At 47.2% G+C, this 13,801-nt stretch carries 13 protein-coding genes, 1 tRNA gene and 1 riboswitch; of the genes, 9 read left to right on the plus strand and 5 right to left on the minus strand.

All coding sequences use genetic code 11. From position 1 onward, the window contains the following. Positions 1-55: 55 nt before the first annotated feature. From RO21_RS11455 to mepA, 5 genes are all read right to left on the minus strand, one after another. Entirely contained in the window at positions 56-724 is a 669-nt protein-coding gene (locus RO21_RS11455; RefSeq protein WP_053067782.1) for an integrase arm-type DNA-binding domain-containing protein, read from the minus strand. A 194-nt stretch (positions 725-918) separates the two neighbouring features. Beyond that, positions 919-1,004: transfer RNA gene (locus RO21_RS11460), tRNA-Leu, on the minus strand. A gap of 15 nt (positions 1,005-1,019) precedes the next feature. Next, entirely contained in the window at positions 1,020-1,346 is a 327-nt protein-coding gene (gene secG / locus RO21_RS11465) for a preprotein translocase subunit SecG (protein ID WP_047977912.1), read from the minus strand. A gap of 123 nt (positions 1,347-1,469) precedes the next feature. After that, positions 1,470-3,389 (minus strand): DNA topoisomerase III, encoded by a 1,920-nt coding sequence (locus RO21_RS11470; protein ID WP_047977913.1) that lies wholly within the window; start codon positions 3,387-3,389, stop codon positions 1,470-1,472. A 43-nt stretch (positions 3,390-3,432) separates the two neighbouring features. Next, positions 3,433-4,257, minus strand: a complete 825-nt coding sequence (mepA, locus tag RO21_RS11475; protein ID WP_047977914.1) for a penicillin-insensitive murein endopeptidase — start codon at positions 4,255-4,257, stop codon at positions 3,433-3,435. Positions 4,258-4,549: 292 nt separating this feature from the next. Further along, positions 4,550-4,681: riboswitch (molybdenum cofactor riboswitch) on the plus strand. On the opposite strand from mepA, the gene moaA reads away from it, so the two are divergent. The 9 genes from moaA (at position 4,670) to mglC (ending at position 13,093) form a co-directional block, all read left to right on the plus strand. Beyond that, complete coding sequence (gene moaA, locus RO21_RS11480) at positions 4,670-5,692, plus strand: GTP 3',8-cyclase MoaA (RefSeq protein WP_047977915.1); 1,023 nt, start codon at positions 4,670-4,672, stop codon at positions 5,690-5,692. Its footprint overlaps the riboswitch before it by 12 nt. 101 nt (positions 5,693-5,793) lie before the next feature. Continuing rightward, on the plus strand, positions 5,794-6,282 hold the full coding sequence (moaC, locus tag RO21_RS11485; RefSeq protein ID WP_047977916.1) for a cyclic pyranopterin monophosphate synthase MoaC: 489 nt from the start codon (positions 5,794-5,796) through the stop codon (positions 6,280-6,282). After that, the gene (gene moaD, locus RO21_RS11490) at positions 6,279-6,524 is read left to right on the plus strand and encodes a molybdopterin synthase sulfur carrier subunit (RefSeq protein ID WP_047977917.1); all 246 of its coding nucleotides are present in this window, start codon (positions 6,279-6,281) and stop codon (positions 6,522-6,524) included. The genes moaC and moaD overlap by 4 nt, the downstream gene beginning before the upstream one ends. Further along, a complete protein-coding gene (gene moaE, locus RO21_RS11495; protein ID WP_047977918.1) occupies positions 6,525-6,989 on the plus strand; it encodes a molybdopterin synthase catalytic subunit MoaE in 465 nt (154 codons plus the stop codon). It abuts the gene before it with no gap. Positions 6,990-7,007: 18 nt separating this feature from the next. Then, entirely contained in the window at positions 7,008-7,490 is a 483-nt protein-coding gene (gene ybeY, locus RO21_RS11500) for an rRNA maturation RNase YbeY (protein ID WP_047977919.1), read from the plus strand. Between the two features lie 11 nt (positions 7,491-7,501). Next, a complete protein-coding gene (locus RO21_RS11505) occupies positions 7,502-9,358 on the plus strand; it encodes a GNAT family N-acetyltransferase (RefSeq protein WP_047977920.1) in 1,857 nt (618 codons plus the stop codon). Between the two features lie 134 nt (positions 9,359-9,492). Next, positions 9,493-10,485 carry a galactose/glucose ABC transporter substrate-binding protein MglB gene (gene mglB / locus RO21_RS11510; RefSeq protein WP_047977921.1) on the plus strand — a complete coding sequence of 331 codons (993 nt, stop codon included), beginning with the start codon at positions 9,493-9,495 and terminating at the stop codon, positions 10,483-10,485. A 67-nt stretch (positions 10,486-10,552) separates the two neighbouring features. Further along, the gene (gene mglA, locus RO21_RS11515; protein ID WP_047977922.1) at positions 10,553-12,070 is read left to right on the plus strand and encodes a galactose/methyl galactoside ABC transporter ATP-binding protein MglA; all 1,518 of its coding nucleotides are present in this window, start codon (positions 10,553-10,555) and stop codon (positions 12,068-12,070) included. A 12-nt stretch (positions 12,071-12,082) separates the two neighbouring features. Next, the gene (gene mglC, locus RO21_RS11520) at positions 12,083-13,093 is read left to right on the plus strand and encodes a galactose/methyl galactoside ABC transporter permease MglC (RefSeq protein ID WP_047977923.1); all 1,011 of its coding nucleotides are present in this window, start codon (positions 12,083-12,085) and stop codon (positions 13,091-13,093) included. Positions 13,094-13,801: the final 708 nt, after the last annotated feature.

Below are 13,801 nucleotides of genomic sequence, written 5' to 3' on the forward strand. Positions count from 1 at the left end.
TGTTTAAATAACAAGGAGTTTATCAAAAGATGCAGTGGATCACTTTTCGATGATCTTACTGCATCAGCCTGGCGCATTTTTGCATGATCATTAACAGCGTCGATGCCTTCAAATGAAAACTCTTAACGGCTAGGTGGCAATTATGGCTTTCTATAATGCCCTTAGTTATGGCGTGATCCATTATTGCCGTAATAAGTTGATGTAATTTCTTCAATGTATTGCTACGGTCTGCAACGTTGCCATAAACATCAACCAATAGCTTTACCTTGATTTCAGAAATATGTAAGCCCCCAATATACGGGAAAATGTGATTTTCGAGCCTTGCCCAATTCTTTTCACGAGTTTCGGGATTTTTGGCTTTCTGCTGATAAATACCGCCAAAATAGCTTTTTGCGACTAAATAGAATGTATCTTTAAGCTGACTTTCGGCTTCTTCTTGCTTTCGCTGTTTCTCTGCTTGTGGATCTATTCCTTGAGCTAATAAAACTCTAAATTCTTCTCGTTTGGCACGGGCTTGAGCAAGTGAAATTTCAGGATACCGCCCCAACGAACATTTAGTCCTTTTATTTGTTATAGGGCTAACATAATTAAACCGCCAACTTTTATTACCACTAGGAAGAACAAGCAAGAACATTCCTTGACCATCTGGCAAGGTATATTCTTGTTCTTTTGGCTTAGCTTTGTCTATTTGTGTGTTTGTTAATTGTTTAACCAGTCTAGCCATATAATCCGCCTTTATACTGAATAAATGAATTGATGTAACCATTTTAAAGCGTGGTTACTATTTTGGTTACTAAAATTTGTGGTTAACCACGATAAATTGCGAAAGGTTAAGATAAGAAAAAAGCCCTGAAACATTGAATTTCAAGGCTTTCTAAGGATTTTTCGCGTGCTTACGATAAGCTACGAAATGTCAAATGGTGCTCTGGGCGAGACTCGAACTCGCACATCCTCTGGACACTACCCCCTCAAGATAGCGTGTCTACCAATTCCACCACCAGAGCGTTAAATTCTAAATTTTATTGCGGTATATCGTTATTTTCTGTTTTAGTCGGCACAGTTTGTTTCTGCTCGACTTGGCTTAAATCGTCAAATTGACTTTTCGGTGCGATATTATGCGCATTTAGGTTGCCGATTACAAGACTAACGCCGAAGAAGATAATGGCTAAAATTGCCGTTGTTCTTGATAAGAAATTGGCTGAACCGGCTGAACCAAATACTGTTCCCGCTGCACCTGCACCAAATGATGCGCCTGCATCTGCACCTTTGCCTTGTTGCAATAAAATGAAACCGATAAGCAAAATCGCAACGAGAAGATAAACGATTGTAAGTACGTTAATTAACATTCTTTTCTCTTAATTCTGTCAAAATAAAATTCCGCTTGCGGCGGAATTTGTTTCGATGGCGTGCATCATATCGGTTTCGAGATGGCGTTGCAAGCGGAATTTGACAGTTTTCACCTGTTCGATTTATTTTTCGACACTTTGGCTTTTTTTCGATTTAAACGACCGCTTGTTTCCTTTTGCAAGCGGTTGGATTTGGGCTAATTTTTGCAAAATTTGCCGTTGGGGTGAAATCAGCAGTGCCGGTAAATCCTGAACTAAATGGTGCATAAACTGCTGATAGCTCGCTTGTTTTTTGCTGATATCCGTTAATTGCATTTCCCAATGAGCCGTCATATCGGGTTGTGTCGCAATATCCGGCAGGGCTTGGATTAAAGTTCTGCCCGCTTCGGTGCTATGGATATTTCGCCCTTTTTTAATCAGAAATCCCCGCTTAAATAAAAGCTCGATAATGCTTGCCCGCGTTGCTTCCGTCCCTAATCCGTCCGTTTCCCGCAAGACTTTTTTCAGTTGTTTATCCTGTACAAAACGGGCAATCCCAGTCATCGCCGAGAGTAGTGTCGCATCGGTAAAATGGCGGGGCGGCTGTGTTTTTTTGCTGACAATTTCCCCCTTTTCACAGTGTAACCGCTGCCCTTTTTTCACCACCGGCAATAACGGCTCGGCGATTTCATCACTATCTTCCTTACCTAATAAGGCTTTCCAGCCGGCAACAATCAAATTGCGGGCTTGCGCCACAAACTGCCCGCCGGCAATCACCAGCGAGATTTTGCTTTTACGATATTCAGCATCAGGGCAAAATTGCAATAAATATTGGCGAGCGATAAGCCGATAGATGCGTGTTTCATTCTCAGTTAATTTAATCTGCCCTTGCCGTGCGGTCGGAATAATGGCGTGGTGAGCTTCAACTTTACTGTCGTTCCAACAACGGTTTTTACGATTAGGATCAACCACCGCCGGCTTTTCGGCATATTCGGTCAAATGGTGGGCAATTGCCGCCATTACCTTCAACCGCTCGCCATAATGATCTTTCGGCAAATAGCGGTTGTCGGAGCGGGGATAAGTAATCAACTTGTGGGTTTCATACAGTTTTTGGCAGATATCCAGCACCGCTTGTGCCGACAGACCATAACGGCGTGCCGCATCAATTTGCAATGCGGATAGGGAATAAGGCAAAGGGGCGGTTTCCGTTTCCATTTTATCTTGGTAATCCGCCACGTCTGCCGGTTGATTGGTAATCCGCTTGACGACATTTTCCGCTAATGCGCGGGAAAGTACCCGACCTTCGTCATCTTGATAATCTTCGCAGGCTTTGCTCGGCTGCCACTGTGCCTGAAAGCGTTCTTGCGTTTCCGGCACGAGAATATGGGCAAGCACTTCAAAATAATCCTTAGGCACAAAGTGTTCGATCTCTAAATCTCGGCGGACGATTAAGCCCAAAATCGGGGTTTGCACCCGTCCGACCGACAGTACGCCCTGATAGCCTGCCGACTGACCTTGCAAGGTGTAAGCGCGGGTCATATTGATACCGTATAGCCAATCCGCCCTCGCCCTTGCCAGTGCGGAGGTCGCAAGCGGGACGAAATCCCGATTAAATTGCAATTTTTCAATCGCTTTACGCACCGCATTCGGATTGAGATCGCTGATTAAGCAACGTTGAATCTGTGCCTTTTGCCCTGCAGACAGATGAAGATAGCCAAACACTTCATCAACCAACAGTTGCCCCTCACGGTCAGGGTCGCCGGCGTGAACCAAAACGGAGGCTTGTTTAATCAGTTTCTCGACTACCTTAAACTGCTTGAGCGTCTCTTTTTTCGGGATCAACTTCCACTGTTGCGGCACAATCGGCAAATGTTCCATTCGCCATTGTTTAAAGCGGGCATCATAAGCGTCCGGCTCGGCTTGCTCCAGCAAATGCCCGATACACCAGGTTACCGTATTTCCTTCGCCGCACTGAATAAAGCCGTCTCCCCGTGTATGAGGTTTCGGCAGCACATCGGCAATCGCTCGCCCTAAACTGGGTTTTTCGGCAATAAATAGACGCATAATAAGTACGATGATGCGTGGCGTTGCCGCCACGTTATGTGGATTATAGCCCTTGAGACGATAAGATCATTTGGCAAAGCTGCGGCGGTTGCGGGATCACTTTGGCTTTTGGCTTACCGGACGGTTTTGCCAGCTCAAACCACGAATAGAGTTCCGCGCCACAACCATCGCCCGCCGGTACAGGTGCTTGATTTTCGCAGTTTGCCGCATCTGCCGGACAAGTCAAACGGACGTGAAAATGTGCATCGTGCGCATACCACGGGCGGATTTTGCGTAGCCATTCCCGATCCGCCCCTGCCGATTGGCACAATTTCACCTTAATTGCCGGATTGACGAAAATGCGATCCACTCGCCCATCGGACGCCGCTAACTTCAATAATTTAGTGTGATGTGCTGTCCATAACCGTTCGTTCACCACATTTGCTGCGTGATCGACCATTACCGTTGCCAACCCTGCCGGATTACGCGCGGTGGCATCGTCCATCGGCCCGAAACGCAACCAAATATCCGCATCCAAGCCGGTTTGGTGGCTGGCGTGTCCGGAGGAAAAACGCCCGCCCGCCGGCATTCCCATATCACCGATTAAAATTGGCGGAATCCCTGCTGCTTTGGCATTTTGGGCTAGCTGTTGCAAATAGCTCAGCAGTTGCGGATGACCGTAATAACGATTTTTCACTGAACGGATCACCTGATAGCCTTCACCCTTTAATGCCAACGGTTGTGCACCGATAATACAACCGTTGCTATAACCGCCGATTGACTGCGCTTTGCCGGCGATCGGCTTAGTGATTTTTTCCCACTGGCTTGCGAAGCCGTTTGCCGATAGCGCCAGTAAGCCGCCCAATAAAAGTGTATTGACAAATTTCATTTGCTTTCCTCAATCGCTGAAAGTATCACGCTATTCTAATTTAAGCCCGCTTGAAATGCAAAACAGCGGTTCATCGCACCTTGCCTAATCCGATTTTGAGCACTAAAATAGACACTATTTTCCGGTATTATGTCGCAAATGCACAAAAATAGACATTTTAACAGAATGTAGGGACACACTGCGTGTGTCCTTTCTAAAAATCAAGTTATTTCAATAGGTTAAAATCCGGACACACCCAGTGTGTCCCTACAGGCGAAAAAAAAACAACTTTGTGCAACGGCTACATAATATTGCTATTTTCCGACTCCGAGCCTGTTTTCCTAAGTCGTCAGATATGGAAACTGTGCCTGTAACGCTGTTACACAGGGATTGCCGAGAAATGGGCCGTCCTCTCCCTTTAGAAAGGTGTCAAATGCAAAGTATCCAGATTAAACCTCTCGACGCAGAGCCGCTTTCTGCGTTGATTGACCGTTTTCAACGACAATACGTCTATTTGCGGCTCTCGATTACCGATGTCTGCAATTTTCGTTGCAACTATTGCCTGCCGAACGGTTATCAACGCCCTGCCGATCGCCCGCATTTTCTCCGATTGGATGAAATTCAACGCCTTGTGCGCACTTTTGCTCATCTCGGCACACAAAAAATCCGCTTAACCGGCGGCGAACCTACGTTACGCAAAGATTTTCTTGATGTCGCCAGCCACATCGCCCACACCGCCGGCATTCAGCAACTTGCCTTAACCACCAACGGCTATCGAATGCAACGGGACGTACCGTTGTGGCAGCAGGCGGGCATCACCCATTTAAACGTGAGCGTGGACAGCCTCGATTCCCGCCAATTCCACCAAATTACCGGCGAAAACAAACTGCACGCCGTGTTAGCCGGTATTGATCGGGCGTTTGAAATCGGCTACCGCAAAGTCAAAGTGAATGCAGTGCTGATGAAGCAATATACTGCTCATAGTTTGAACGGTTTTCTGGCTTGGATCAAACATCGCCCGATCCAAATGCGTTTTATTGAGCTGATGCAAACGGGGGAAATGGATCACTTTTTTCAACGGCAACATCTGTCAGGGCAAGCGATTTTAGATCGACTCTTGCAAGAGGGGTGGCAATTACAGCCTAGAGCGGTCTCGGACGGGCCGGCAAAAGTGTTGGCGCACCCCGACTATCAAGGGGAAATCGGGCTGATTATGCCCTATGCGAAGCAGTTTTGTGCCGATTGCAACCGCCTGCGTGTTTCTGCCAACGGCAAGTTGCATTTATGCTTATTCGGAGAAGAGGGCGTTGATCTTCGGGATCTACTCCAATCGGACGCCCAACGCTCCCAGCTTGAAGCCCGCTTAAAGTCCGCGCTACAAACAAAACGAGCCCATCATTATTTACATTTAGGCGACAGCGGCATTCGCAACCACCTCGCCTCGATTGGTGGCTGACAAGCGGTCGGAAGGCACGCATTTTTGACAAAAATACGATTTTGCAAGAAATCTCCCCTATCGCACCGCTTGCAAACGTACAATATAAGGTTTAAACGACAATGACAACTTTTACCCATATCAATCAACAGGGCGAAGCCAATATGGTGGACGTTTCCCACAAGCCCGACAGCGTGCGGGAAGCCCGTGCTGAAGCCTTAATTTCAATGAACCAAACCACGCTGGAAATGATCTTATCCGGCAATCATCACAAAGGCGATGTCTTTGCTACCGCCCGCATTGCCGGCATTCAAGCCGCCAAAAAAACGTGGGAACTGATTCCGCTCTGCCACCCGTTATTGCTTTCAAAAGTAGAAATTCAGCTTGAAGCCCTGCCGCACAGTAGCCAAGTTCGGATTGAATCCCTGTGCAAACTGAGCGGCAAAACAGGGGTGGAAATGGAAGCCCTTACCGCCGCCAGCGTTGCCGCCCTTACAATCTACGATATGTGCAAAGCGGTACAAAAAGATATGGTGATTGAACACGTTAGATTACTGCACAAAAGCGGCGGCAAATCCGGCGATTTTGTGGCAAACACGGAGCTAAAATGATTAAAGTCTTATTTTTCGCCCAAACCCGTGAGCTGATCGGCATCGATCAGCTTGAATTGGCGGCAGATGTCGAAACCGCCGAGCAACTCCGCCAACAACTGAGCGAGCGGGGCAAAAACTGGGCATTGGCGCTCACCGAGGGCAAATTATTAGTGGCGATCAACCAAACAATTTCGCCGCTCAACACCCCGATTAAAGACGGTGATGAAATCGCCTTTTTTCCGCCGGTAACAGGGGGTTAAATGCAACAAACCCTTATCCAAGTGCAAGCCGAACCGTTCGACCAAAACCGCATTTACCGCTGGTTGAGCGAACACCACTCGGTCGGCGCAACCACGCTGTTTATCGGCAAAGTGCGGGAAATGAACTTGGGCGATAGCGTGTCCGGACTGTATCTGGAGCATTACCCCGCAATGACGGAAAAAGCCCTGCGGGAGATTGTCGAACACGCCCGCAGCCGTTGGGCATTACAACGAGTTGCCGTCATTCATCGCATCGGTCAACTCACGACCGGAGATGAAATTGTGCTGGTCGGGGTCAGCAGTGCTCACCGTGGCGATGCCTACGCTGCCAATGAATTGATAATGGACTATTTGAAAACCCAAGCCCCCTTTTGGAAACGGGAACAAACACCGCAGGGCGAACGCTGGATTGAAGGGCGGGAAAGCGACCAAATCGCCGCTCAAAAATGGCAACAAGCGGGCTAATTTCAGGAATTTTTTGCAATGACACTCTATATTGATTTACAACTTGCCTGTGAAAATCAGGATAACCTTCCCACTGCTGCCCAATTTGAGCAGTGGGTCAATCAAGCCCTTGCCCTTGAAGCCGGCACGCCCGATTATCCCGACACGGAAATCACCGTCCGCCTTGTGGACGAAGCGGAAAGCCAAATGCTCAATGCGACTTACCGTGGCAAAGATAAGCCGACCAACGTGCTCTCTTTCCCCTTTGAAATGCCGACAGGGATCGAGCTGCCACTGTTGGGCGATTTGGTGATTTGTCGCCAAGTGGTCGAGCGTGAGGCGGTTGAGCAAAACAAACCTCTTGAGGCACACTGGGCACATCTAGCCGTACACGGCACATTGCATCTGCTCGGCTACGATCACTTAACTGATGAGGAAGCTGAAGAAATGGAAAGCCTCGAAACCCGCATTATGCAACGTTTGGGCTTTAACGATCCCTATTTAGCGGAAAAAATCGCCTAAGGCATTCTCTAATGCGGAAATTGGTGATCCTAACCCGATTGGACGATAGTAGCCTGCCGAACGGCGTGCCGTATTTAGCCGTACAAACGGCGGATCACCTGCCGCCGCTCATTCCGTTTAGCAACGCCAAAACGTTACTGGGACAGGAATTTCCCTGTGCTGTTTATGATATGCGCACAGCGCAAGGGGTATGTTTAAACTTAGACGCATTGGCGATTGTTGCCGGCACAATTCAACGGGGCGGCACGCTCTACTTGCTCTGCCCCGCTTGGCACGAACTTGAACAGCAGATTGATAACGACAGCCGCCGCTGGCACGCGGGAGAGCCGATAGCCACACCGCTTTTTTACCGCTATTTCAAAGGGCTGATTGATGCCTTTGGTTTTGAGATTGAAACAAGCGGGCGGATTAGCCAAGATTTTTGCAATATTCCCGCCACGCCGATTGAGCATCTCACCCCCGAACAGCAGATCATTTTCGACAGGCTGCCGCACCACTCAGCGCACCTGCATTTTATCACCGCCCCACGAGGACGGGGGAAATCGACCCTTGCCGGTAAATTGGCACACCGCCTGTCGCATACCCATTCCGTGCTGATCACCGCTCGTAGCCACACGGCACTGCCCAATTTTTGGCGACAGCTTGACAAGGAACGGCTGATCTTTTTTGCACCGGATAAACTGCTTCAACTGATCGCATCGCAGCAGATTTCCCCTCAACAATGGTTATTTATTGATGAAGCCGCCAGCCTACCGCTACCTCAACTCCGCCACTTTTGCGATTATTTTGACAAGGTGGTACTCACTAGCACTACGCACCATTACGAAGGCACAGGGCGGGGCTTTCCGCAAAAACTCCTGCCGCAGCTTCAGCGTCCGACATACCATTGGACGCTCAACCAACCGCTACGTTGGGATCAAAATGATCCGCTGGAAACCTTTATTAATCAACTGTTACTACTCGAACCACCCGACACAAGCGGTCACTTTGGGGCGGAAATTTGCAACAAGCTCGCCTTTTATCAACTGCTGGCAGATGCCCATTACAAAACTACCCCGACCGATCTCCGCCGTTTATTTGACGCCCCCGATCAGCAATTTTATGCCATTTCTGAGGCTGAAAAGACGGTTGCGGCGGCGTGGGCGATACCGGAGGGGCATTTAGACGCTTCTCTCAGCCACGCTATTTGGCGGGGCGAACGCCGCCCGCACGGCAATTTAGTTGCCCAATATCTTTGCTTTCAGGGCAATCTTCCCCTTGCCTGTCGCCTACGTTCCCTGCGGATTTCCCGTCTGGCGGTGCAGCCGACGCAACAACGGCAAGGCTACGGCAAGCGGTTAGTTTCGCAGATTATCTCGCAAATCGATCCGCTTGTGGATTTTATCTCGGTCAGTTTTGGGCTGAATGAAGGGCTATTGCATTTTTGGCAACAGTGCGGATTCCAGTTGGTGCAGATCACGCCTACCGTTGAGGCAAGCAGCGGTTGCCATAGTGCGATGATGCTGTTGCCCCTGTCCGAGCAAGGCAAACAGTTTACGCAGCAAGCCACCGCACAATTTGAGCGGGATTTCCCGCTTCTGCCGTTTTCGGCGGCTTTGCAACAATTCGCACTCAACCGACCGCTTGCCGAGCCGCAACCGCTCACGGAAGCCGATTGGCAAAATATCAATGGCTTTGCCTTTGCTCAACGGACTTTCAGTGCCTGCTATGCCGCATTGTGCCGCCTTGCCGCCCACTTCCCCGCCGCCCAAACGTTACTTTCCCCTTACCTTGAACGCCGTCAGTATCAGCTTCACAAAGCGGAACAAACCGCTCTTCGCCACCGTTTAGGCGATTTTCTTCTTTCAATTAATGTCAAGAAAATCTGAAAAATGTGGATCAGATCACATTCTTTTTTGTGATTTTGCCGTATCATTCAAACACTATCTTCCGTTTTCCCGTGGCATTTTAAGCATATATGCCGGTAAAACAGGCTATTTTGACCATTCCTGTGGAGTCTATTATGAAAAAAACCTTGTTAAGTTCTCTGATTTTGGCAATCGGATTCGGTGCTATGGCAAGCACGGCTCAAGCGGCAAACCGTGTCGGCGTTACCATTTATAAATATGACGACAATTTTATGTCGCTAATGCGTAAAGAGATTGAAAAAGAAGCCAAGCAATATAAAGAGATTGATTTACTGATGAACGATTCGCAAAATGCGCAATCCATTCAAAACGATCAGGTCGATGTGTTGATCTCTAAAGGCGTGAAATCATTAGCGATTAACTTGGTCGATCCGTCTGCCGCCCCAACCATTATCGGCAAGGCAAAATCGGAAAATATTCCAGTGATTTTCTTTAATAAAGATCCGGGTGAAAATGCAATCCAAAGCTACGAACATACCTATTATGTCGGCACTAACCCGCAAGAATCCGGCGTTATTCAAGGGGATTTAATTGCGAAACAGTGGAAAGCCAATCCGGCACTTGATTTGAACAAAGACGGCAAAATTCAATATGTTTTACTCAAAGGCGAACCGGGACACCCTGATGCCGAAGCCCGCACTAAATATGTGATCGAGCAATTAAACAGCTTAGGCATTCCGACGGAAGAACTCTTTATCGACACCGGAATGTGGGACGCTGCTTTGGCAAAAGATAAAACGGATGCGTGGTTATCCAGCTCGAAAGCCAAAGATATTGAAGTCATCATCGCCAATAATGACGGTATGGCTATGGGCGCATTAGAAGCCACTAAAGCACACGGCAAAAAATTGCCGATTTTCGGGGTTGATGCCCTGCCTGAAGCCTTGCAGCTTATCAAAAAAGGCGAGTTAGCAGGCACTGTTTTAAATGACGGCGTTACCCAAGGGAAAGCGATTGTGCAAATGTCCGACAATTTAGCCAAAGGCAAACCGGCAACCGAAGGCACGCAGTGGATCTTAAAAGATCGCATTGTGCGGATTCCGTACGTTGGCATTGATGCGGATAATTTAGCCGAATTTTTAAAATAATGATCATACATCATTAAACGATTAAGGGGGAGGTGGTTGGCTTTCCCCTTATTGATCTGAGGTAAATATGGCAACAGACATACAACCAAACCGCCAAATTTTGCTGAAAATGTCGAATGTGAGTAAATCATTCCCCGGCGTGAAAGCGTTGGATAATGCCAATCTCACCGTCAAATCCCACTCCGTTCACGCTTTAATGGGCGAAAACGGCGCGGGCAAATCGACACTGCTGAAATGCTTATTTGGCATTTATGCAAAAGATGAGGGCGATATTCTCTTTCTAGGCAAGCCGATCAACTTCAAAACCTCGAAAGAAGCGTTGGAAAACGGCATTTCAATGGTGCATCAAGAGCTAAATCTCGTCCGCCAACGCAGCGTGATGGACAATCTCTGGCTAGGGCGCTATCCGCTAAAAGGCGTTTTTGTCGATCATCGTAAAATGTATCAAGACACAAAAGCGATTTTTGATGAGCTGGATATTCAGATCGACCCGAAAGAAAAAGTCGCCAACCTATCCGTTTCGCAAATGCAGATGATCGAGATCGCTAAAGCCTTCTCTTACAACGCCAAAATTGTGATTATGGACGAACCGACCTCCTCTCTCTCGGAAAAAGAGGTCGAGCATCTGTTTAAAATCATTGAAAAGCTGAAAAACCGTGGCTGCGGGATCATCTATATTTCGCACAAAATGGACGAAATTTTCAAAATTTGCGATGAAATCACGATTTTACGGGACGGCAAATGGATCAACACACTACCCGTCAAAGATTGCACGATGGACAGTATCGTAGCAATGATGGTCGGGCGTGAGCTGACCCAACGCTTCCCGCCTAAAACCAATCAGCCGAAAGAGGTGATCTTAGAAATCGAGCATCTCACTGCACTCAACCAACCGTCCATTCAAGATGTCAGTTTCACATTGCGTAAAGGCGAAATTCTCGGCATTGCCGGTTTGGTCGGCGCAAAACGTACCGATATTGTTGAAACGATTTTCGGCGTACGGGAACGCCAAAGCGGTACGGTAAAACTGTACGGCAAGGAAATGGCAAATAAAACCGCCCTAGATGCCATCAATAACGGTTTTGCATTAGTTACCGAAGAACGCCGCTCCACCGGCATTTATGCCAACCTAAGCATTGAATTTAACTCATTGATTTCCAATATGAAATCCTATATCGGTTCGCTTGGATTACTCAGTAACCGCAAAATGAAAAGCGATACCCAATGGGTAATTGATGCAATGAATGTAAAAACGCCTTCCCACAAAACCACGATCGGCTCGCTTTCCGGCGGTAATCAGCAAAAAGTGATTATCGGGCGTTGGCTACTCACCCAACCGGAAATCTTAATGCTGGACGAGCCGACCCGAGGCATTGATATTGGGGCGAAATATGAAATTTACCAACTGATTATGCAACTGGCACAAAAAGACAAAGGCATTATTATGATTTCCTCGGAAATGCCTGAACTGCTGGGGGTAACCGACCACATTTTAGTGATGAGCAACGGCAAAGTTGCTAGCATTGTCGAAACCAAACAGACCTCACAGGAAGAAATCTTACAGCTCGCCGCCAAATATTTATAGAAGGAAAGAATTATGTCTGCTCTGACACCCAATAAATCGTTCGATTTTCTCAAACAAAATGCGATCTATTTTGTGCTGCTGATCTTATTAGCGATTATCATCGCCCAAGATCCCAGCTTTTTAAGTTTACGCAATTTCAGTAACATTCTGACCCAATCCTCCGTCCGCCTGATCATTGCCCTTGGGGTTGCCGGCTTATTGGTCAGCCAAGGTACTGACCTTTCCGCCGGTCGCCAAGTCGGGTTAGCCGCCGTGATTTCCGCCACACTGCTGCAAGCAATGGATAATATGAACAAAGTGTTCCCCAATTTAGGGGAAATCCCTATTCCTGTGGTAATTCTTGCCGTTTGTGCCGTAGGAGCGATTATCGGTTTGGTAAACGGCTTAGTTATCGCCTATCTCAACGTTACCCCTTTTATTGCCACAATGGGGACGATGATTATCGTCTATGGAATTAACTCTCTCTATTATGATGCGGTCGGCTCATCGCCTATCGCCGGCTTCAACGAAAATTTCTCCGCCTTTGCGCAAGGCTTCTTCCGCATCGGCAGCTTTAACCTCTCCTACATCACCATTTACGCCGCAATTGCCGCTTTCTTGGTTTGGATAATGTGGAACAAAACCCGCTTCGGCAAAAATATTTTTGCTATTGGTGGTAATCCGGAAGCGGCAAAAGTATCGGGGGTAAACGTTGCCCGCAACTTAGTCGCAATTTATATGATCGCCGGTGTGTTCTACGCTTTCGGCGGAATGCTGGAAGCCGGACGTATCGGCAGTGCCACCAATAACCTCGGCTTTATGTATGAACTGGATGCGATTGCGGCGTGCGTTGTCGGCGGTGTTTCCTTTGCCGGCGGGGTCGGCACAGTTATCGGCGTGATTACCGGCGTACTCATCTTCACCGTCATCAACTACGGCTTAACCTACATCGGCGTCAATCCGTACTGGCAATACATCATCAAAGGCAGCATTATCATTCTCGCCGTGGCGATTGACTCGCTCAAATATGCGAAGAAAAAATAGGCATATCCGAAAAAGGGCGTTTAAAACGCCCTGATTTTTTATTGCAAGCGGTGAGATTAGGCGGGTATTATGCAAATCAAAAGGCTAAATAAACCTATCCCTAATACTTTGATTGCCAATTCATTGGTGTAGTAGACAAAAGTGTGGATGTTTTTCATAAAAATGCCCCTATTGGACTAAAGTGTTGGTTTTGATTATTTTCTGTATTTTATGCCAGGTCTCCTTGCACGTATCATGGGGATTGTGAAACATGTAAAGAACTCATCTATATTAAAGGTTTAGAATCTTTTTTAGAAATCTTAAAACCGCGTGAAACTCAACTAACTGAGCAATTTAACAAAGCCAAAGAACATCACAAAATGGGGGGCAGTGCAGACCGTTGGATTAGTAGTTTAGGGGGCGATTAATTCACATTAGAACTAAAATTAAATTTTTAGAAAATGAGCAAATTACAGGCGGTGCGTTATTAAGAGTACCAGATGCATATGATCCATCGCCTTATTAGAAAAAGGAATGGCTATAGATATTGCAAAACCTGAAACTGCAAAATTGGATGATGACTTGTATAGATTAATGGAGCTATAAAATGCCTAAAATTTTAATTACTGAAAATAAGGGGCTGTACTAGATAACTAGGGAAATCTAATTTCAGGTTAGAATAATCCCTATGAGAAGAAGTCGTTTAAGTCAGTACAAGCAAAACAAACT

The organism is Muribacter muris (assembly GCF_001038205.1).
GTDB classification, from domain to species: domain Bacteria; phylum Pseudomonadota; class Gammaproteobacteria; order Enterobacterales; family Pasteurellaceae; genus Muribacter; species Muribacter muris.